The organism is Paenibacillus sp. OK060 (assembly GCF_900101205.1).
Lineage (GTDB): Bacteria > Bacillota > Bacilli > Paenibacillales > Paenibacillaceae > Paenibacillus > Paenibacillus marchantiae.
Genome location: NZ_FNFR01000001.1, coordinates 488,705 through 508,289 on the forward strand (window position 1 = coordinate 488,705; position 19,585 = coordinate 508,289).

Annotated in this window: 28 protein-coding genes and 1 pseudogene; all 29 read left to right on the plus strand. The window is 36.0% G+C overall.

What is annotated here, in order from left to right; all coding sequences use genetic code 11:
• The first annotated feature begins 37 nt into the window (after positions 1-37).
• The 29 genes and pseudogenes from BLS14_RS02205 to BLS14_RS02345 all read left to right on the plus strand — a co-directional run bounded on the left by BLS14_RS02205 (position 38) and on the right by BLS14_RS02345 (position 19,570).
• Positions 38-658, plus strand: a complete 621-nt coding sequence (locus BLS14_RS02205; RefSeq protein WP_090949209.1) for a zinc dependent phospholipase C family protein — start codon at positions 38-40, stop codon at positions 656-658.
• Between the two features lie 243 nt (positions 659-901).
• The gene (locus BLS14_RS02210) at positions 902-1,543 is read left to right on the plus strand and encodes a DEAD/DEAH box helicase family protein (protein WP_090949211.1); all 642 of its coding nucleotides are present in this window, start codon (positions 902-904) and stop codon (positions 1,541-1,543) included.
• A gap of 315 nt (positions 1,544-1,858) precedes the next feature.
• Complete coding sequence (locus BLS14_RS02215) at positions 1,859-2,338, plus strand: hypothetical protein (RefSeq protein ID WP_090949213.1); 480 nt, start codon at positions 1,859-1,861, stop codon at positions 2,336-2,338.
• 133 nt (positions 2,339-2,471) lie between these two features.
• Complete coding sequence (locus BLS14_RS02220; RefSeq protein WP_256336119.1) at positions 2,472-3,179, plus strand: GNAT family N-acetyltransferase; 708 nt, start codon at positions 2,472-2,474, stop codon at positions 3,177-3,179.
• Positions 3,180-3,390: 211 nt separating this feature from the next.
• Positions 3,391-4,140 (plus strand): class I SAM-dependent methyltransferase, encoded by a 750-nt coding sequence (locus tag BLS14_RS02225; RefSeq protein WP_090949217.1) that lies wholly within the window; start codon positions 3,391-3,393, stop codon positions 4,138-4,140.
• A 17-nt stretch (positions 4,141-4,157) separates the two neighbouring features.
• Complete coding sequence (locus tag BLS14_RS02230) at positions 4,158-4,559, plus strand: GNAT family N-acetyltransferase (protein WP_063563262.1); 402 nt, start codon at positions 4,158-4,160, stop codon at positions 4,557-4,559.
• 132 nt (positions 4,560-4,691) lie between these two features.
• Positions 4,692-5,159 (plus strand): DUF5662 family protein, encoded by a 468-nt coding sequence (locus BLS14_RS02235; protein ID WP_090949219.1) that lies wholly within the window; start codon positions 4,692-4,694, stop codon positions 5,157-5,159.
• 29 nt (positions 5,160-5,188) lie between these two features.
• Entirely contained in the window at positions 5,189-6,184 is a 996-nt protein-coding gene (locus BLS14_RS02240) for a serine hydrolase domain-containing protein (protein ID WP_090949222.1), read from the plus strand.
• Between the two features lie 133 nt (positions 6,185-6,317).
• Entirely contained in the window at positions 6,318-6,842 is a 525-nt protein-coding gene (locus tag BLS14_RS02245) for a GNAT family N-acetyltransferase (RefSeq protein ID WP_090949224.1), read from the plus strand.
• Between the two features lie 240 nt (positions 6,843-7,082).
• A complete protein-coding gene (locus BLS14_RS02250) occupies positions 7,083-7,631 on the plus strand; it encodes a GNAT family N-acetyltransferase (protein WP_090949226.1) in 549 nt (182 codons plus the stop codon).
• Between the two features lie 25 nt (positions 7,632-7,656).
• Positions 7,657-8,175, plus strand: a complete 519-nt coding sequence (locus BLS14_RS02255) for a GNAT family N-acetyltransferase (protein WP_090949228.1) — start codon at positions 7,657-7,659, stop codon at positions 8,173-8,175.
• Entirely contained in the window at positions 8,176-8,700 is a 525-nt protein-coding gene (locus BLS14_RS02260; RefSeq protein ID WP_063563268.1) for a P-loop nucleotide/nucleoside kinase family protein, read from the plus strand.
• A 104-nt stretch (positions 8,701-8,804) separates the two neighbouring features.
• Positions 8,805-9,644, plus strand: a complete 840-nt coding sequence (locus tag BLS14_RS02265) for an aminoglycoside phosphotransferase family protein (protein ID WP_063563269.1) — start codon at positions 8,805-8,807, stop codon at positions 9,642-9,644.
• 68 nt (positions 9,645-9,712) lie between these two features.
• Positions 9,713-10,124: pseudogene (locus BLS14_RS02270) on the plus strand (NUDIX hydrolase).
• Between the two features lie 198 nt (positions 10,125-10,322).
• Entirely contained in the window at positions 10,323-11,051 is a 729-nt protein-coding gene (locus BLS14_RS02275) for an alpha/beta hydrolase family protein (RefSeq protein WP_063563270.1), read from the plus strand.
• 269 nt (positions 11,052-11,320) lie between these two features.
• On the plus strand, positions 11,321-11,830 hold the full coding sequence (locus tag BLS14_RS02280; RefSeq protein WP_090949230.1) for a DinB family protein: 510 nt from the start codon (positions 11,321-11,323) through the stop codon (positions 11,828-11,830).
• 74 nt (positions 11,831-11,904) lie between these two features.
• Complete coding sequence (locus BLS14_RS02285; protein ID WP_090949232.1) at positions 11,905-12,378, plus strand: GNAT family N-acetyltransferase; 474 nt, start codon at positions 11,905-11,907, stop codon at positions 12,376-12,378.
• A 144-nt stretch (positions 12,379-12,522) separates the two neighbouring features.
• Positions 12,523-12,945, plus strand: a complete 423-nt coding sequence (locus BLS14_RS02290; protein WP_090949234.1) for a GNAT family N-acetyltransferase — start codon at positions 12,523-12,525, stop codon at positions 12,943-12,945.
• A 5-nt stretch (positions 12,946-12,950) separates the two neighbouring features.
• Positions 12,951-13,175, plus strand: coding sequence for a hypothetical protein (locus tag BLS14_RS02295; protein ID WP_063563275.1), 225 nt, complete (start codon positions 12,951-12,953; stop codon positions 13,173-13,175).
• Positions 13,176-13,190: 15 nt separating this feature from the next.
• Positions 13,191-13,613 (plus strand): DUF1801 domain-containing protein, encoded by a 423-nt coding sequence (locus BLS14_RS02300; RefSeq protein ID WP_090949236.1) that lies wholly within the window; start codon positions 13,191-13,193, stop codon positions 13,611-13,613.
• Positions 13,614-13,646: 33 nt separating this feature from the next.
• The gene (locus tag BLS14_RS02305; RefSeq protein ID WP_090949238.1) at positions 13,647-14,078 is read left to right on the plus strand and encodes a GNAT family N-acetyltransferase; all 432 of its coding nucleotides are present in this window, start codon (positions 13,647-13,649) and stop codon (positions 14,076-14,078) included.
• A 13-nt stretch (positions 14,079-14,091) separates the two neighbouring features.
• A complete protein-coding gene (locus tag BLS14_RS02310) occupies positions 14,092-14,976 on the plus strand; it encodes a class I SAM-dependent methyltransferase (RefSeq protein ID WP_090949240.1) in 885 nt (294 codons plus the stop codon).
• Positions 14,977-15,103: 127 nt separating this feature from the next.
• Positions 15,104-15,505: an NUDIX hydrolase gene (locus BLS14_RS02315; RefSeq protein ID WP_062324469.1), complete on the plus strand. Its 402-nt coding sequence runs from the start codon at positions 15,104-15,106 to the stop codon at positions 15,503-15,505.
• Positions 15,506-15,733: 228 nt separating this feature from the next.
• Positions 15,734-16,072 (plus strand): GNAT family N-acetyltransferase, encoded by a 339-nt coding sequence (locus BLS14_RS02320; RefSeq protein ID WP_256336122.1) that lies wholly within the window; start codon positions 15,734-15,736, stop codon positions 16,070-16,072.
• A gap of 87 nt (positions 16,073-16,159) precedes the next feature.
• Positions 16,160-16,687: a GNAT family N-acetyltransferase gene (locus tag BLS14_RS02325; RefSeq protein WP_256336123.1), complete on the plus strand. Its 528-nt coding sequence runs from the start codon at positions 16,160-16,162 to the stop codon at positions 16,685-16,687.
• A gap of 29 nt (positions 16,688-16,716) precedes the next feature.
• Positions 16,717-17,601 (plus strand): hypothetical protein, encoded by an 885-nt coding sequence (locus BLS14_RS02330; protein ID WP_090949243.1) that lies wholly within the window; start codon positions 16,717-16,719, stop codon positions 17,599-17,601.
• Positions 17,602-17,647: 46 nt separating this feature from the next.
• Positions 17,648-18,454 (plus strand): N-acetyltransferase, encoded by an 807-nt coding sequence (locus BLS14_RS02335; protein ID WP_063563282.1) that lies wholly within the window; start codon positions 17,648-17,650, stop codon positions 18,452-18,454.
• Positions 18,455-18,481: 27 nt separating this feature from the next.
• A complete protein-coding gene (locus BLS14_RS02340) occupies positions 18,482-18,760 on the plus strand; it encodes a hypothetical protein (RefSeq protein WP_063563283.1) in 279 nt (92 codons plus the stop codon).
• 12 nt (positions 18,761-18,772) lie between these two features.
• Positions 18,773-19,570, plus strand: coding sequence for an aminoglycoside phosphotransferase family protein (locus BLS14_RS02345; RefSeq protein ID WP_090805571.1), 798 nt, complete (start codon positions 18,773-18,775; stop codon positions 19,568-19,570).
• The last annotated feature ends 15 nt before the right edge of the window (positions 19,571-19,585 follow it).

The following is a 19,585-nucleotide window of genomic DNA, read 5'->3' on the forward strand; positions in this document are numbered from 1 at the left end:
AACAGACTTCAAACTTTCATTAAGGGGAGGAAGAAGTATGGGTTCAAGAATAATGCATCTGATTGTGGCAAATAGAATCGCAAATTCCTTATCTATAGTAGATAAAACGCCTTTTTTACTTGGAAATATTGCGCCGGACGCAGTTACAACAAAAGATTCATCACATTTTTTTGCTGGTGAAATTCAGGATTATTCAAGGAACGTGGACTATAAAGGATTCTTACATAAGTATCGATCACAGGCAGAAGACCTTTATGTTTTGGGTTATTTCACACATTTAATTGCGGATGATATATGGTTAAAAGGTTTTAATTTACCTTGGTTAAGGAACAGAATGGAAGCTAATGAGGAACTATATAATCAGTATCATAACGACTTTAGATTATTGAATGGGAAGTTGCTTGAACATTATGGATATAAAGAGGAATTAAGAAACAGGCTTAATCACATTCCAACAATACCGGATTTAGAGGAAGTTAAATCTACAGATGTCAAAAAGTTTGTGCCATATATATTTGACGATTTGGATTATGACAAAGAAATTTTGATAGAAGCCCTTAATGTTTTTACTTTTGAGCAGATCATTGGTTACTTAGAGACATCAGTCGATATGGGAATATTGAATATGAAGTATATAAAAGTAAAGTACAATTTGTAAATCAATTCTATGAAGTCGCATGGTAGCTGCACGGTCTAAAGATATGAGAGCAAGTCAATCCGCAATGTCATGTGGCTCTAACGGACAGATTAATGGTAAATGAAGGAGTGAACTATAATTCGCCGAATACTATTTAGGTATAAATAAGAAAAGGAGGATTATATTATGTGGTTTTGTTGTGTGTATAAAAAACCGATAAGAATCCGTAATCACCCTCAATATTAAAAATTGAGGAGGAATAAAATGAGAATAAATAACAATTATTTAAAAGAACAATTAAAGCATGTGTATTGGTTAAATGGTGGTTGTTGCGCGGGAAAGACAACGATGACAAAGAAATTTGTTGCAGAGTTAGGATTTCAAACATTGAGCGATAATGTCTTGAAGTATAGACCATTCACTAATCCGACTGAATATCCTGCTCTTCAATATCCCCATCCAGGTTTAAACTGGGAAGAGTGGTTTAATAGGCCTACTGATGTGTCTTTTCCATGGCTTTGTGAAATTGTTGTAGAAATGATGGAATTTTTCGTTATTGATTTATTAAAGATGCCAACAAATAAACCAATCATTATCGATTTAGGAATAATGCCTGAACACATTTTACCCTTTATTCCTAAAGAAAAAATGATGTGTCTTTATACATCTGATGATGAAATAGAAAAGCTATATTACTTTAGAGAAGACCATAAGATGATTTTGGATGTTATTAACCTTACATCAGATCCAGCGGAAACGATTAAACATGGCAACAAAACAATGGTGAAATTCTCCAATGAAATTAGAAATGCCTGCGTTAATAACAATATCAAAACACTTGAAAGAACACCTGACTTGGGTATAGAAGAACAATTCAGATTAGTTTGTGAGCATTTTGAATTATGATATGAGCATCCTTTGTTAATTTTATATGTAATACGGGTCAGGCTACCGATATAAGGTAGCCTGTTTAAATAACGGGACATGATAGTTTGGTCATAGTGAATTATATAAATCATGCACCTCCTGACGTCCTGTCTTTAGTCAAAGATATGAGCCGTAATCAGATAACAATATGTTTACGCAGCGGCTCCCTTACGGAACCTTGGTCTGCGGAATGAATTTGAGGGAAGTTGGCTCAGTGAAACATTCGACTTCGTCGAACAACGTTAATACAGGAGCGTTATGTGAAATGCCGGATATATATACAAGGAGCGAAAAATGAAAAAATGTATAGTGTTTATATTATTCATTTCAACCTTATTAATGGGGTGTAACAAGAACGAGCTAATATATAACGCCCCAACCAATGAACAAATCACTGATTATGTAAATAGTCATCGTTTAGATTTACAAGATAGTATATGGATTAAGGACTCAGCAATCATTTTACTCGAAAATTCATTAATTACCCTTTATACAGATCAACATGGGAAGGTATATGACCAAAAACTATCGTGGGGAATAAATTATTCAGATCCTGTGACTGTAGGAAACGGAAATCCATATATAGCAGTCATAATTAATAACAAGATGTTAAGTTCTGGAGCTGCTCGTATTTTTATTACTTATACTGATGGTAAGTCCTATTCAAGAGGGATTAAGGAAAAGAAGGGTTATCTGATTCCTAATACTCAAATTAATGAAGTAGAAAACTTAGTAATATTCGACAATGAGGGTAAAGAACTTTACAAGAAGTAAACGGAGTAGCCCCCTTCAGTTACGAATTGATCTTTACCACCGAACTTGGAGAGCAAGAAATATAGTTTATGTAACGTGTATAAGGCGCATTAGTGTTTTATTCTTCACTGGAAAATTTATATTTTATGGGGGATTGAAATGGAGATTGTTTTTAGGGATAGCAACCTATGACCACTATTTTGGTGAAGCATTTTTTGCTACTAAACCAGGGTTTGAAGAATTGGAAAAAGATATATTAGAATATACCACTACTACTTTCAGTAATGAAAATGGCCTTGGGATTGCGGTGAATGACAAAGATACTCACACTCTAGATTTATTACGCAGTAAGAAGTTTGTGGAGAATGATCTGACTGAAAACATACTTGAACTTACACTACAGAATGTTAGCCTTGATTATGTAAATCCTGAAGGCGTAATTTTAAAGAATATGGATGTTAATAATGATTTGTTTAAGTATCGGAAATTATTATGGAAAGGCTTTAATCATGAAGGTCCTGTGCCTGATGATGAAATCACCATTGATAAGAAAAAAAGAATGTTGTCAGCAAGAAATATGAATTCATTCCTACATATTGTTGCTGAAAATGAAGATGGGGCATACGTTGCTTATTGTGGCTTATGGTACAGTCAAAAAACGGATTATGTTTATGTTGAACCTGTATGTACAATTCCGGAGTATCGGCAGAAGGGGCTTGGAAAAGCAGTGGTATTAGAAGCCTTGAAAAGAGGTCGGTCCTTAGGTGCTGAAAAAGCATATGTTATTTCGGATAGTTCTTTTTATAAATCATTAGGCTTTCAACAGCATTCTTATTATACTTTCTATTGGCATAACATTTGAAATTTACTCAAGCCTCTCGGGTTCGTAAATGTAGGAAACGCTATTTAAAAGTGGAAGAATTGTGAGAAAGGATGAATGCATGAATATTCAGGACCTCCCAATTGAAATAACAGAACTAATCGGAAAAGTTCAGGGGGCTGCAAGATCAATTACGAAGAGGCATTAAGTAAACGAATGGAGCTGCGAACAAAATTATATTGAGGGGGTTATCATGGTGAATAAACATAGTGTTTATGAAACAAACAGCTCCTATTGGGATACGAAAGGAAATGACTTTTTAAGAGCAATCGTGCTTCCTTTTTATGGAGCATTTGTAACAGAGGAAAAATGCCAACTTTTTGGCGATGTCTCAGGAAAAAAGATGTTAGAGATCGGCTGTGGAGATGGTCAATCTTTGCAATATCAGGGAGAGCGTAAGGCTGCTGAACTATGGGGCATGGATATATCAGAAAATCAAATTGAAAAGGCGAAGCAACATCTGACAACGTGTGGTCTTTCAGCAAAATTAATTTGTTCTCCTATGGAAGAAGAATCTAACATCCCTGTGGATTATTTTGATTTTGTTTATTCGATTTACGCCATAGGCTGGACAACAGACCTAGAAGGTACCTTTTGTCGGATCGCTTCATATTTAAAAAAAGATGGCATATTTATTTTTAGTTGGTCTCATCCAATTCACAAATGTGTTGTTGAAGAGAATAATAGATTGGTTTTTAAAAAGTCTTATTTTGATGAATCTTGGTATTCGGTCGCTCCTGATTTTGTTCAAGGCGAGCTAACTTTGTCTGATCGTAAACTATCAACCTATATAAATGCGTTAGCGAAAGCAGGGTTTGTTATTGAACAAATGATTGAAGAAACCGAACAGGAAATAATCCAATTGCATGATGAAAATAATGATCTCGTAAAAAGAGCGAAGATGTTTCCTGTAACCTTCGTTATCAAAGCAAGAAAACTTTGAGTCTATGGGGGTTACTCATGGTAACGTTAAAATTACATACAGAGAAACCGATTCTACAATCTGAACTAATGGGTCTTTATCAAGATGCTGGTTGGTGGCCTAACCGAGATGAGAATGGAATATTACAGCTACTTGTTAGTGGTGTTGCAGTAGGAGCTTGGAAAGATGATATATTAGTTGGTTTCTGTAGGTCTATTTCAGACGGAATATATCGGGCTTATGTAGAAGATGTTGTTGTATTAAGTATGTACAGAAATAAAGGAATAGGAGAACTAATGGTCAAAAGACTTCTAGATGAGTTAAAAGATATTGACGTTATTAGTTTGTTTTGTACAGAGGATTTGGGTGGTTTTTACGAGTTGTCAGGTTTTAAACGGACAAAGCAAATTGTAATGCATTATAAGAATCAAGGAATTTAAGGTCGGCTCACGTGGTGTATACGGGAACGTTATGTGAAAGAAATGTAAAATCATAAAAAAGGAGCATTATTGAATATGAGAACGTTGTAAGAATTGTTTGAAATTGAGTGAAAAACTTTAAAACCGAAGGAGATGGTCACTATACTCCTAGTATATTTGCGGTATTATCTTTATGTTTTGGATCATAAATTAAACGTTCTTATCGAATGTTGGAAAGAAGGATTATATCTTCAGGGGATAATCCATGACATGTCTAAATTCTCTCCTCACGAATTTTTTCCTTATGCACGTAAATTCTATTCAAATCAGAAGGACGAGGATACCGAGCTGAGATGGAAGAATGCGTGGCTGCACCATCAAAATCATAATAAACACCACTGGGAGTATTGGATAGTAAATAAAAATACTAGAGAAGCCTTACCAATGCCAAAGAAATATTTGATAGAAATGGTATGTGACTGGCGGGCTTTCTCAAGAAAATGGGGGCGTAAAGTTAAAGAAACTAATTTACCAGAAAGAATGATGACATCTGAAAGTATAATATTACACCCAAAGACAAGGGAAGAACTTGAAAATTTCATGAAGAAAAAACAACAATAATAAACATATTGAAGAAGGTGCACCTTTCATTGTTTAACCTGAAAATATCAAATAATAAAGCATTCATTGAACTGAATGATTATGTCTTACAGGTAAAGAGTAAAATATCTGCTACCGCTGCTGCGACATATATTATTCATAATGATCGTATCGTGAATGAATGGTACTCAGGAGTACATGACAATTCTAAACATAGTCGATTAGTTGATGAGGAATCACAATTTAATGTTGCTTCAGTTCGAAAAACATTTTTAGGATTTGCTATTAGTCTTGCATTACATGAAGGTAAGGTCAGAAGTATAGATGATCTTGTTATGGACTACTTGAATGAGTTAGATAGGGAAGTACTAAGGCATATAACAATACGACATTTGTTAACCCACACTCATGGTTTAGGTGATCTGCATAATAGATTGTTTCTTCAAGGAACCGACTGGAAGTACAATAATACTGGTGTTAATCTGCTAATCGAGATTATTCGGAAATTATATAAAATCCCTGTATCACAATTACTCGAAGAGCGTTTATTCTCACCTATGGGCTTTAACCAAACAGGATGGAGGAAGGAAAATAATGAAAAATTAGTATGGCTCAATGAACAATATAAGGATGATCAAGGTAACCAGGCCAACTTATTTATGAGCACAAAGGAACTAGCATATTGGGGTTATCTGCATTTGAATAAGGGAGCTATAAACGGGAATCAGATACTTCCTAAAGAAATATTTGAGCAGACAACCACTATAATTAGTCCTCCTGATCTGGAACAACAATTGCCGAGAAACGGTTTTTTTTGGTTTGTGCAAGATCAACCACGGTCTTTTACAGAATTAGGTGATAAACTTCCACACGGTTCTTTCCAGTCTCTGGGCGCCACTGGATGTGCCTGTCTTGTCATTCCTAAGTGTAAAACTGTTGCGGTAAGAATGTATAATCAGACTGGACAAAATCCGTTAGGGTATGACTATCTTAAGGATATCAAAACATTTGGGGATTTGGTCTGTAAGTACATAGAAGATATATAAACCGTGAACTTGGCTTAAATGATAATGATAAATTTTTACTGGATAAGAATATATGTTCTGATATAATTGAACTAAGAATAGTAAATCTCTTCCTCTAAATTTGGTTACAAATAAAAACAGTGAGGTGAGTGAGATGGAACAAAGAAATGCGCCAGAGGTAAGAATTGAACTATGGGACGAAGGAGATTTAGATTTGCTTCGCCAATTAAATTCGCCTGAGATGACAGTACACTTCGGAGGACCAGAGACTGAGGAGAAAATCCTAGCTCGTCATAAGCGCTATTATGAAATCGCACAAAATGGAACAGGGAAAATGTTTAAGATCCTCTTGCTTCCGCATCTTGAAGTCGTGGGTAGTGTAGGGTATTGGGATCAGACCTGGAAAGAAAAATCTATTTACGAGATAGGCTGGAGTGTTTTATCTGAATATCAAGGTAGAGGAATAGCGACAGAAGCAACAGCGAAGGCCATAGCTTCTATCCGTTCTGAAAAGAAGAAACATAAATTCATTCACGCTTTTCCTAAAACCAAGAATCCCGCTTCGAATGCCATTTGTCGCAAGCTGGGCTTTTCGTATATTGGTGAGTGTGATTTTGAATATCCTATTGGGAATATCATACGATGTAACGACTGGAGATTGGCAGTCGTGGAAAATTAAGATCAAGAGCATGAAGGAAATTTTATATCAGTTGCACGACTTTCTCCATATTTCAGGCAGATGAGAAACCATCTGCTTTTTTTTGCTTGATTTACTTCATATATGTAATAATATGGTTAGTACTTAGTGCATATAATTTGCTGATTAAAGGACATGATGGATGCCTAGTTTCTATGGATTATATTTATTTGAATCCTAGAGATGCTGAGTGAACTACTTAAACCATTAAGGAGAACTAAAATGTCGCAGTTTCCCAAGTTAGAAACAAAAAGGCTTGTATTAAGAGAACTAACACAGAATGATTCCAGAGATATATTTCAATCTTTTTCATTGGATGAAGTTACGAAGTTTTATGATGTGGAGAGTTTTACAACCATTAAACAAGCAGAAGAATTAATTCAAAGATGGAATGAAAGATTTGAATCAGGTCAAGCTATTCGTTGGGGAATCACTCTGAAGTCGGAAAACAAAGTAATTGGAACATGTGGCTTTCATGGATGGATGAAAAATCATTATAAAGCTGTCATTGGATATGAACTAACACCAGAATATTGGCATCAAGGTTATATGACTGAGGTGGTTGAAAAGGTAATTGAATATGGCTTCAATAATCTTGGTTTAAACCGAATTGAAGCATTTGTAGAACCAGCAAATGTGGGATCAAGAAAGGTTCTTGAGAAAATCGGCTTTATAGAAGAAGGCATATTGAAGGAAAATTATTATTGGAAGAATCGATTTGTTGATAATTCCATTTATGCAATTCTTAAGAAAGACTATAAAGTTCATTAATAACTAACGAAAGAAGGATAACCAGATGATTACAATTAGATTTGTTTCAAATGAGGATATCCCACACATCCAGTCCATAGCTCATGAAACATGGAATTATACTTATAAAGGCATATACTCCGAAGGCTACATACAAAATTTTCTAAGTAGAGCATATTCAGATGAGAATTTAAGTCGATCTGTCGAGAGAGATCTTCAAAGTGCCAAACGGAGTTTTTTAATAGCTGAATTCAGTGGCAAAGTCGTTGGATATGCTCAAACAAGAAAAGTGAAAGAAGAAGAATACGAATTGCTAAGAATCTATATACGACCTGAATATCACAAAATGGGAATAGGTAAAGAGTTTATTCAGAGATTCACTCAAGATTTAAAGCCAATAAATAAACTGTTTGCCTGGGTAGGGAAAGAGAATTATATAGGAAGAGCATTTTATGAGAAAAGTGGATTTAAAGAAATAGAAGAAATGATCGAAACCATAGAAGGGCACAGTAAAACGCAAGTTAAATATGAATTAGAAATCTCCAAGGGAAAGGTGGTTTCATAGATGTTTTTTCTTCAAATGTCGGGATTTCCTGGTTCTGGTAAGTCAACTCTTTCAAGACGGATAGCTAAAATAACAGGTGCCATAATTATTGATCATGATATCTCAAAGTCTTCCATATTAAAATCCATTGGGGATAGTAATTTAGAATTAAAAGTTTTAGGTATGACTTCATATAATATTGATTGGGCCCTGATAGAGTTTTATCTCTCCCAAGGCTATGACGTAATATTCGATAGTCCATGCTTTTATTCTGAGATGATTGAAAGAGGTTCGTCATTAAGTAAGAAGTATAATGCTAATTATAAGTACGTTGAATGTTACCTGAATGACTATCAGGAAATAAGTAAAAGATTACAACATCGAGAACGGATGATAAGTCAGATTTCGGGCACATCTGAAGAAGAGTTTAGAAAAAATATTAATGAAAGTAAGAGACCTAATGATATTCAATGTTTGCTTGTTGATTCGTCACAACCTATAGAGATGTATTTAAATAATGTTTTAAATTATATTGATGAAGAATAAGTGATGTGTCGTGAAATCGAAGATCTAATGAGAAAAAATGCAAACGCTTTAAAACATTTTCCGAAAGTCATGATTCTAAGAATAAAGAAAGAAGGCTGAATTTGGTGGTGCATGACATCTTATTACATAAATTTAAATATAGTACACTGACTGAGCTTACCGGAGGTTACACCAACAGCAGTATTTTACTTGAGGGATCAGATCCTCTGGTCGTAGCAAAGATTTTCAATGGTCTTAATCGTGATGCGATAACAGAAATTAACTGTTTAACCCTATTGAATAATTCAGGTGTGTCGCCAAAGATTCATGACTATTTTGAAGACAACGGTTCACAGTACATTATTATGGACTATGTGCACGGAATTAACAGCCAGAGATTTCTTGATGATGGAGACATTCATAGAGCTAAGGAAATCTACGAGTTGCTTGGAAATCATCTTGCAAAAGATATTCACTCATTAAAATGGAGAGATGGTGACCCTGACCTGCCAATCATAGAACTGATAAATATTGATATTGATGATCTTAACTATGTACCGAATAATCAAAAGGGAAAAGTAAAACAGATACTTAATGTATCAGTTATAGGGGAGAAAACCTTAATCCATGGAGATTATGGACCGCATAATGCAATTTTATCTAATAAATTAATATCTATTATTGATTGGGAGTGGGCAGGCTGGGGGAATCCACTGCAAGATGTCGCATGGGTAATATGGTTTGTACATTTACATTATCCAAACTTCTCTCGGGAGTTGTCTGAGATTTTTATTAATGCGTATAGTAAATTTTCAGATCTTAAGATTACCAATGAATTAGTGAAGGTATACTCAGTTTCAAGAGTAATTAATGTTTTAGATCGGATAAAGTACACAAATGAAGAAGTGAAAAATGAATGGCTACGAAGATTGGAATGGACATTGGAAACCAATTTTGTAGGATGATTTGTGGATGAGGCACCCCTTACATAACATTTTAAAACTAATCCCCCCTGAGAGGACTAGATATATCTATGAATCCACCTAAGCATATCGTTTCAGCGGCAGCGATTGTAATGAATGAGAACAATGAAATTTTACTAGTCCGGGGACCTAGAAGAGGATGGGAAATGCCTGGAGGGCAAGTGGAAGAAGGAGAATCCTTACAGGATGCCGCAGTCAGGGAGACAAAAGAAGAATCAGGGATTGATATAGAGATTATTCGATTTTGTGGAATATTCCAGAATGTGAAGGGTTCAATCGTGAATACATTATTTTTAGCAAGACCGATTGGGGGAGAACCCATAGTAACTAGTGAAAGCCTAGAAACAGGCAGGATATTTTCCAATAGAAGAAGCATTAAATAAGTTGACTTGGAAGAACTTTAAACAACGAATTGAATATTGTTTAAGGCCAGATTTACAACCATTTTATATTGATTTCTAAAGGGATTTAATTAATTCATGCTGGGGGCGGCTAGAATTTTAGTTTATGGGATCGCCCGGAGAAAAAATGTGAGGTACTTGGTTCAGTCGCTTTATACTCTGCGATCATAAGTCACGACCGTGTGCTCTCACCTAACTTCTCGGATTCCTTATACAGAATTCTTCAATATATAATTACATAAAGAATAATGGAGAGCTAATGGATAATTATTATGAACAACTAATTGCGGGGATCCCTTGTATATGGATTAAGCCCAACTGTCAATCTAAAGGGATACTCATTTTATATCATGGATGGGTTTCAAACATTAAGGATTACATTTTCTTTGGTTCATTGATTTCTGGTTGGGGATACACGGTTATCATACCTGAAATTCCATATCACGGTACCAGAGGGGAGCTTAACTATTTTGATCCTAAAGAAATACAAAAACATTTTTGGAAGGTCGTTATTCAGACGGTTGAAGAGGCTGGAGATCTTATTTCTGAATTAACCTTACATGACAAGATAGTGGGAGTGGTCGGTAATTCTACTGGCGGTTTTGCAGCTGCAGGTGTTTATGCAAATAACATAAGTATCAAATCTGCAATAATAATGAATGGTTCATGCGCTTGGGAAAGATTTGAAGAACTTATTTGTGAAAGAGATAGAAGAACACCTTGGACTTCAATAGATAAGGATACAATCTTAAAGCTAGATCCGGCTAAATTAAGGAATATGAAGAATAAAGAGATGCTTATTTTACATGGAACAGAAGATACAACTATTCCAATTGATAGTCAGAAGTATTTTATGAAAGTCATTGAACAGAACAATAAACTAAATAATTCAGTGCAATTTTTTGAGTACTCCAAAGTAAATCATCAAATTACTTTAGGCATGTTAGAAGAATCTAAGAGATGGTTAGATGAGCGGACACATAATTAAATCCTGAAGATAGTAGTAGCTACTTATAACAAATAGTCCCATATCAGGGCATTTGCACATCCAGGTCTGGCAGGAGTTCGAGGAGTATTAGAAGAACTAATTGGCAGTGATTGTAATCGATCTGCGTTTGTTGAACTCAAATAAGTTTCTCGGGTTCGTGAGGACAACAACGTTATAGGAAATCAGAGCAAAGATGCAATAAAAAAACACCTTTTCGGTTGTTTGGTAGATTAGATCATCAAAATTAAACTACAGACTGGAGTGTGCTCATGGAAATTGAAGTAGAAGTAATTCAGAGTATGTTAGTGAAATTTAAGTCTGAAAGAAAATGGACACTCCAGGTCATCTCACAATTATCAGAAGAAGATATCACCTGGTCGTCAAATCAGGAAAGTAATAGTATCGCAAATCTGGTTGCCCATATTAGGGGGTGTGTCCACTCGAGAATTGAAACGATATTTTATGATATTGCTGATTCAAGAGACAGGGATAAGGAGTTTGAACATGGACTTAAAATGACGATAGAAGAAGCCTATAACATGACCAAGGAATCATTCGATATTATCATTCAATATCTCGAACACCTCAGTTCCAACCCAAATTTGTTGTTATCTCAACCTTTCATTAATCGTCCCCCTCTTACATTCAGTCAAATAAATAATGAAACAACGGTTTTGAATCTAATGATAGCAATGGTAAGAGAAATTCATTATCACACGGGTCAAATCATATATGCAGCCAAAACAAGGAAAGGAGAGCTAGTTTGGCAATACGATTGATATCAACACACATCTTTAACACGATAATTTCATAGAAGCAGAACACAAATTTTAATAACGGAGGATGATATGAAATGGAAATCTCATTATCCAAAGCAGGACTTAAAGAAGCTTCAATCATTCACGAAATGCAAATAAAAGCATTCATGCCTCTATTAAATAAATATAAAGACTATGAAACAAGCCCAGCAAATCAAACGGTAGAACAAATAGAAGATCGAATAAATCAAAGCTATACAGATTATTACCTAATAAGAGAAGCAAATATTCCTGTGGGGGCCATTAGAATAGTAAAAAAAGAGAATAAAATCTATCGAGTAAGCCCTATATTTATTTTACCCGACTATCAAGGGAGAGGGATTGCACAAAAAGTATTTTCAATAATTGAAGATAGGTATAGCGATGCGAGAATATGGGAGTTGGCTACAATCTCAGAAGAGCAGAGGAATTGTTACCTTTATGAGAAATTAGGATATAGACAGAAGGGAGATACGAAACAAATTAACGACAAGATGACAATTGTGATTTATGAAAAACGCTTGACTTAGGTTATCAAAAAAAAGGTCAAAACATTGAAACTGATGAGCAGTTGAGATTTATTTATGGAGAATCCATTAGATTTTTCTGATGTTGATCGTGCTGGAATTAAGTATTACTTGAATCATCAAGGATTTTGAGAGGAGCTGGGATTGATGGATTTTATATATGGAGAATATCTTATCAGTGATAACAAAGAACTTATGGACATTCATGCGGTAAAGGGTTTCTTATCTAGAAGCTATTGGGCCAATAAGAGATCCGATGAAAAAATTGAAAAGTCCATCCATTCTTCAATATGTTTTGGAATTTATAAAGAAGAAGTTCAAGTTGGTTTTGCAAGGGTTGTCACAGACGATGCGACAATGTATTGGCTTTGTGATGTATTTATTCATGAGGAATTTAGGGGCCAAGGACTTAGTAAGAAACTAATTGAAGTGATTACACAATCGGATCGCTTTAAAGATTTAATGGGGTTACTCGGAACATTAGATGCACATGAATTATATGAACAATATCAATTTAATAGAAATAGTGAACGCTTCATGATAAGACTTCCTGATTATTTGAGGATGTGATGACTATGAAGAAAGCTATTTATTTTCTTTCTTTGATCATTGGAATCGTTTTTATAGCCCTTGGGGTCCTACCAGCTATTTTTGACCATCCATACAATGATGAACCAAACTCCGGGCCGGCAAGTTTTTGGGAACTGATTCTAATCATTAGTTACGAACAATGGATATTGTTTCTGATTGTTGGTCTGATATTAAGTCTGTTCCCTGCGTTAAAGCTACGGAAGACATGAAGGGAGATTTTATCAATGTACAAACTTAAAACAAAAGAAACAGACAACAGCGTCATTGAATTTATTGAAAGTGTTGATAGTCCCAAAAAACGTGAAGACGCGTATCAGCTATTAGATATTTTCTCTGAAACAACAGGGTATAAAGCAAAGATGTGGGGACCGAGTATTATTGGATTCGGCGCCTATCATTATAAATATGAATCTGGTCATGAAGGTGATGCACCACTGGTGGGCTTTTCTCCTCGAAAAGCAAAAATCAGTTTGTATTTTGCTACAGGTGATGCAGAACGAGAGAATCTATTAAAGGACTTTGGAAAACATACGACAGGAAAAGCATGTGTATACGTCAATAAAGTTGCAGATATCAATTTAGATGTATTACAAGCGTTGATCAACCAATCCATCAAGTTCTTGAAAGAAACCTATCCGGATCATTAATTTCTGTACACTGTTATTATTGGAGGTCACGTGATGAAAGAAGAGAACATTCATATACGTTGGGCGAACGAAAATGATGCAGAGGACCTTCTTAAGCTCAATGATGCTTTTAATGGCATAGGTACATCCGTAGAAGAAGTAATAGATAGCCTTGCTTTATCTAATGAGTTGATTGCTCTAGCTGTGATTGACGATCAGGCAGTTGGATTCGCTTGTGCTCAATATTTTAAATCTTTTTGTTATCGTGCACTCCAGGGAGAAATCACAGAAATGTATATTACCGAAGTTGCCCGGAGAAGAGGATTAGCTACGTTACTAATTGCTTTTATAGAGGAGGAACTCAAAGCACGAGGTGTTACCAGTGTAAAGATCCTGACAGGCCCAAGAAATGAAATGGCTATAAAGACATACGAAAAATCAAACTATGCCAGAACGGAAGAAGTATTGCTACAAAAGAAACTGTAAGGAGCATAATCGAATGTCTGAATATTATTGGGATAATAAAATTGAATACCTTAAAAATACGAGATGGCTTTACTATAATGACGATTACCTTCAATTTTTAGTGCATTTTGTTTGGAAGATAGATAAACCTGTAAGCGTTATCGATTATGGGTGTGGGTTTGGTTATTTGGGTCTTAAACTGCTGCCTTTGTTACCAAAAGGGTCAACCTACACTGGAGTAGATAAGGGTGAAACATTAATCAATGAAGCTAAGACGATCTTCTCCCAACTTCCCTATGAAACAGAGTTTATTACTTGGGATATAGAAGACGTTGTATTGAAGAGGAAGTATGACATTGCATTGAGTCATGCTTTTTTATTACATATGGATGACTCTGTGAAAATACTCCAAAAGATGATTGAAAGTGTACTGGAGGGTGGAAGAATCATCTGTTTTGAACCTCATTGGATTGGGAGTATGGCGAACTATCATGTGGAGGGCGTTGAACAAAGTGAAATCATTAAACTAGGCGTTTTACAGAGATTATTTGAACAAGATCATATACGTACAGGTAAAGATGGAAATATTGGAATGCGATTACCTATATTAATGAGTCAATTGGGATTAACGAATGTGGAATGTAGAATGAGTGATAAGGTCAACTTTCTAGATCAAAACATGGACTTTACCCAAAAAAACATTCTCTATCACTCAATTAAAGAAGATGGTATAGGACAGGATCCTGGCGATTCAGTAGAGGTAACCAAACGTTTATCAACTCGGGGCTTAACCCAAAATGAAGCAAAGGCGCAGTATGAAGCGGAATTAACATTTTCCAAGGTATTTGATGAGGAATCTTGGTTGACTTATGCAGCCAGCATGAAGATTTCATTTGGAACGGTACGAAGGGAAGAGTGATAAGAACTGTGGTTTCACGGATTGCATTTTGTTATTGCTAATTGAATGCAGAGGATCTTTTGATTAAAGGGAGCTTGTTATTTTTACTTAGAAGTATTGAATCTAGAACATAAAAGGAGGGATTTAAGTGAAATTTATTGTGTCTGCAAGTGTGATTGTCCTTAATGAGAACGATGAAATCTTACTTATGAAGGGACGGAGAGGCTGGGAAATGCCTCAAGGCTGTGTGGAAGAAGGCGAGACCATCACACAAGCTGCTATTCGAGAGGTGAAGGAAGAGACTGGCATTGATATTGAACTTATTAAGTTTTGTGGCCTATATCAGAATACTACGCGGGGAGTATGTAACAATATATTCACTGGAAAACCGATTGGAGGAACTCTAACTACAAGTATTGAAAGTGATGAGGTTGGTTTCTTTACATTAGAACAAGCCAATGAAATGATAACCTGGGGGAATTTCAAGGAGAGAATTCACAAAGCATTGGATGAGAGCACTCATCCCATTTTAGTTGAGTTCTCTGAATAACATATGGATGAAGGTATCTTGAATCATAGCTAAACAATATGGATTCAAGTAAGTCAATAATCTACTCCAACGAAATATAATTCGGCAAACGAAAGGGATATTTGAATGAACCCAATTACTATAGAACCAATCGATAAAACGAATTGAGAAGAGGCGATCGCAATATCTTTACTTGAAACGCAAGTAAATCTTGTACCGACGGTCATCGAATCTTTAGCATATGCCTACGTGAAGCCGTGGGATGCAGCTTTTGATCCATATCTTTTGCGTGAAGGCGATAAAGCTTTCGGTTTTTTCTATTTATCGTACACACCAGCTAGTACGGATAATTATTGGATTGGAGGATTTCAAATAGATAAGAACTATCAAGGAAAAGGATTAGGAAGTAAATCACTTTATACGATACTTGAATGCATCAAGAACAAGCACCCACAATGCCAAATCATTTCACTAACTGTAGAAAAAAATAATGCACATGCAAGAGCCTTATATGAGAAGATAGGATTTATTGATCAGGAATTGGAAAATCAGGATGGTGAAGTCGTATATAAAATGAAATTGAAATAAACAGAAATCGGTCATTTTGAAGGTGCAATGATCCATTTTCATGTAAAAGGCGGGGATAGTAAGGTGTACAACGATCTCACTAAAACGATGACCACAGAAAGGCTGCTGTTAAGATTATTTACGAAATCAGATGCTGAAACCATTACCAGACTATGTAATGACTACAACATTTATAAGAGCACACTCACATTACCCTACCCATATACATTAGATTGTGCAGTGTCTTGGATAGAGCAACATAACGAAAATTTTAATGCGGATAAATTATATGAATTTGCTATTTGTGATAGGGAAACAGGTGATTTGTACGGGGCAATAGCATTATCTAATCAACAACGTTACGATAACGGGGAGTTATCTTATTGGGTAGGTCAGCCGTTTTGGGGAAAAGGTTATGCAACGGAAGCAGCTAAAGCCATGTTAGACTTCGCTTTTGATGTGAAAAAATATCATAAGGTATATGCGCGACACTTTGCTTCTAACCCGGCATCCGGACAAGTTATACAGAAGATTGGCATGATAAAAGAAGGAGTACTGGTGGATCATGTCAAGAAAGAAGACCGTTATGAGGATCTGATTTGCTACGGAGTAGTGAGAAATAAAGTGGAAATATAAAATTCAAACCCAACGCGGAGGAATACATAATGATAATTAAACCGGGTAAAAAAGTTTTACTTTCATGGATGGATTGTTATGTACCGGAAAAAGATTTGTTTTTCCTATCAAAAGAACATCTTGATTATGAATTTGACTTTACCGATGTACTATTAATGCCAAAAGAGGAGTTCTATAACCACAGCACTTATAGGCAAGTGAATTATGTGAATGGTTACGAGTACTGGAATATAAAGAACGTTGATTATGTAATCATTGCGGATAAAGAATGGATAGAAACCATTCCTGAAGATAAGAAACGATTTTTATTAAATGCACAAGTGAAAAGTGGAAGAGGGCTTGTTTTCCCTGTTACATTTGTACATGATTTGGCGGAAATACCTGCAAGCTATGTGATGGATGGACATGTTATCCTTCAGCGCTTCATGTGGGAGAAGCTGAACAAATCATGTAAAGAGCAGATACTTACGACATTGGTTTACGAATGGTGGGATAAAGGGGAATGTGAGAAGCCACCTGAGTCGCTATCTTCTTTTCTAAAACCATATGCCAATTCGTTTGCTAGTTCCCAAGGTGCAAATTGCCTCGCAGCTGTTTTGTTTGCAATCTCCAAAGGGAAAAAGGAATGGTTTATCTATGAATGGGTACATCAAAAAACATTTCTAGAGAAATTAAAACAGTATGATTACGAGGAGTTATTAACTGACGAACTACATCATGGGGACGTTGTCCTATGGACAGATGAGAATGGGATCATTCAACATGCAGCATATCATCTGGGAGAAGAACTATATTTCAATAAAGATGGGCAAACGATATTCAACCCGTGGAAGATACTCTCTAAAGAGCAGCTGTATAGGGAGTGGGAGCATCTAACCATTGTAAAGTATAGGCCATGTAATGAAGTGTTTTGATGGGAATTAAAATGGAGTTCCCGTACTTTTATTTGGAGGTAAAGACATGAATCGACTGATTCCATCCATAGATTTAATTAAAGAAATTGAACTCTCTGAAATCGATTATATGACAGATCGCATGCTTGCTATACAGAGTCGGGACAAAAATCCAGAAGGAATTGATATTCAGCAGTTTGGAAATGCCGTCTGTTTCTACAGTAAGACCATGCCATGGCCCACGTTTAATACGGTGAAGGGCTTAACAAATAATGATCTGGAACACATGGATGCAATCATTGATTTTTATAGACAGCGTGATCGAAAGGTTCAGTTCGAAGTTATTCCATCTGTGGTGGATCAGAACTTCTTGAAACGTTTAACCGACTTAGGCATGTATACATCGGGATTTCATTCATCTCTGATCATCAAACCAGAAGAAAAAAAGAATCACTCAGATCATATCCAAATTCAAGAACTTGAAGAGGATCAATTCGAGCTATACGCGACCATTCATTGCAGGGGGGCCGGTTTGTCGGATGACGGTATCCCTTACGTCGCCCAGAATAATAAGGTTCTTTATCACCGTCCAGGTTGGAAATTTTACATCGCATATGTCAATGACATCCCTGCAGCGGTAAGTGTTCTGTTTATTAAAAATCAAAAGGCATCCTTAACCTTTGCAGCAACATTACCTGAGTTTAGAAATCAGGGTGTACATCAGCAGCTTTTGAATAGAAGAATAACGGAAGCCTTGAATAAGGAATGTAATCTGGTGGTAGGGCAATGTTCATTTTTATCTCAAAGCCATCGAAATATGGAGCATGTTGGCATGAAATTGGGATATATCCGAACAGCATGGACTGAAAGATAAGAATCAATTTGAATTAGGAGGCAGCTCATGAACAATACAAATAAAATCCTGGGTGCGGTTCTCATGATTAGCAGTATTTTTATTTCAACCTTAGATAGAATTTCCGTGAGAATATCTACAGCCATAGTGGAAGCGGGTTACGCTTCAGGTGGGAAAACACGCGAGATAATCCCAGCAAGTGATAATGGTTTCACGGGTTTTCTCGTATATTTCTTATTTTTCGTCGGATTTGTGTTATTGATTGCTGGATTCCCTGGGAATCCCAGAAAGGATAAAACAAATAGGTACACACAAAACAGATCTTAGGAGGGGTTCATTTTGCCTGAGTACGAAGAAGCCCTAAACGGAGGCAATGTGAATAAGGTTGTAAAAGTAGGTAGCACAGTTCGTCGTGACGCTATACCGAATCCGTATGTATATGAATTGCTTAAGCACCTTGAAAAGGTGGGCTATGCGCATTCCCCTAGATATTTGGGAGTAGATGAGCAGGACAGAGAAATCCTTTCTTACCTGAATGGTGTGGTTTCGGGAAATGACTATCCTGAGATTGAAAGTTATATGTGGTCTGATGAGACCTTAGACAAAGTAGCGAGGCTTTTAAAAAGCTATCATGATGCTACAATGGATTTTGTTTCATCTACGGTTTCTTTAAATAACTGCCCAAAGGTATCTTCAAAGGAAGAAGTAGTCTGCCATAACGATTTTGCATTGTATAACGTTGTGTTTAAAGATCGGCTTCCTGTAGGAATCATTGATTTTGACATGGCAGGGCCTGGTCCGCGTCTATGGGATATTGTTTACAGCTTGTATACCTCTGTCCCATTAGCAGGTTTTTCACCGGGTAAAGATGAAAGAGAAGTTGGTCCATATAATAAACAGGATCATGCATCTGAGCGGAAAAGACGTATAGCGTTATTTTTTAACGCTTATGGTATGGATGTGCCGACAGATCTGAAGGAATGGGTGATTTCTCGAATTCATTTCATGTGTACCACACTATCTGATCGGGCGGTGTCTGGAGAAACAGCTTTTATCAAAATGATTGAAGAGGGTCATTTGGCTCATTATGAGAAGGAAGTAAGGTTCCTTGAGAAGCATTTCGGTGATTGGAGTTAATTGAACGTTTTATGC

Bases quoted from the DNA above. Each gene is read 5' to 3' on its own strand.
- BLS14_RS02205 (WP_090949209.1), top strand. From the start codon at position 38: ATGGGTTCAAGAATAATGCATCTGATTGTGGCAAATAGAATCGCAAAT.
- BLS14_RS02210 (WP_090949211.1), top strand. From the start codon at position 902: ATGAGAATAAATAACAATTATTTAAAAGAACAATTAAAGCATGTGTAT.
- BLS14_RS02215 (WP_090949213.1), top strand. From the start codon at position 1,859: ATGAAAAAATGTATAGTGTTTATATTATTCATTTCAACCTTATTAATG.
- BLS14_RS02225 (WP_090949217.1), top strand. From the start codon at position 3,391: ATGGTGAATAAACATAGTGTTTATGAAACAAACAGCTCCTATTGGGAT.
- BLS14_RS02230 (WP_063563262.1), top strand. From the start codon at position 4,158: ATGGTAACGTTAAAATTACATACAGAGAAACCGATTCTACAATCTGAA.
- BLS14_RS02235 (WP_090949219.1), top strand. From the start codon at position 4,692: ATGGTCACTATACTCCTAGTATATTTGCGGTATTATCTTTATGTTTTG.
- BLS14_RS02245 (WP_090949224.1), top strand. From the start codon at position 6,318: ATGGAACAAAGAAATGCGCCAGAGGTAAGAATTGAACTATGGGACGAA.
- BLS14_RS02250 (WP_090949226.1), top strand. From the start codon at position 7,083: ATGTCGCAGTTTCCCAAGTTAGAAACAAAAAGGCTTGTATTAAGAGAA.
- BLS14_RS02255 (WP_090949228.1), top strand. From the start codon at position 7,657: ATGATTACAATTAGATTTGTTTCAAATGAGGATATCCCACACATCCAG.
- BLS14_RS02260 (WP_063563268.1), top strand. From the start codon at position 8,176: ATGTTTTTTCTTCAAATGTCGGGATTTCCTGGTTCTGGTAAGTCAACT.
- BLS14_RS02275 (WP_063563270.1), top strand. From the start codon at position 10,323: ATGGATAATTATTATGAACAACTAATTGCGGGGATCCCTTGTATATGG.
- BLS14_RS02280 (WP_090949230.1), top strand. From the start codon at position 11,321: ATGGAAATTGAAGTAGAAGTAATTCAGAGTATGTTAGTGAAATTTAAG.
- BLS14_RS02285 (WP_090949232.1), top strand. From the start codon at position 11,905: ATGGAAATCTCATTATCCAAAGCAGGACTTAAAGAAGCTTCAATCATT.
- BLS14_RS02290 (WP_090949234.1), top strand. From the start codon at position 12,523: ATGGATTTTATATATGGAGAATATCTTATCAGTGATAACAAAGAACTT.
- BLS14_RS02295 (WP_063563275.1), top strand. From the start codon at position 12,951: ATGAAGAAAGCTATTTATTTTCTTTCTTTGATCATTGGAATCGTTTTT.
- BLS14_RS02300 (WP_090949236.1), top strand. From the start codon at position 13,191: ATGTACAAACTTAAAACAAAAGAAACAGACAACAGCGTCATTGAATTT.
- BLS14_RS02305 (WP_090949238.1), top strand. From the start codon at position 13,647: ATGAAAGAAGAGAACATTCATATACGTTGGGCGAACGAAAATGATGCA.
- BLS14_RS02310 (WP_090949240.1), top strand. From the start codon at position 14,092: ATGTCTGAATATTATTGGGATAATAAAATTGAATACCTTAAAAATACG.
- BLS14_RS02325 (WP_256336123.1), top strand. From the start codon at position 16,160: ATGACCACAGAAAGGCTGCTGTTAAGATTATTTACGAAATCAGATGCT.
- BLS14_RS02330 (WP_090949243.1), top strand. From the start codon at position 16,717: ATGATAATTAAACCGGGTAAAAAAGTTTTACTTTCATGGATGGATTGT.
- BLS14_RS02335 (WP_063563282.1), top strand. From the start codon at position 17,648: ATGAATCGACTGATTCCATCCATAGATTTAATTAAAGAAATTGAACTC.
- BLS14_RS02340 (WP_063563283.1), top strand. From the start codon at position 18,482: ATGAACAATACAAATAAAATCCTGGGTGCGGTTCTCATGATTAGCAGT.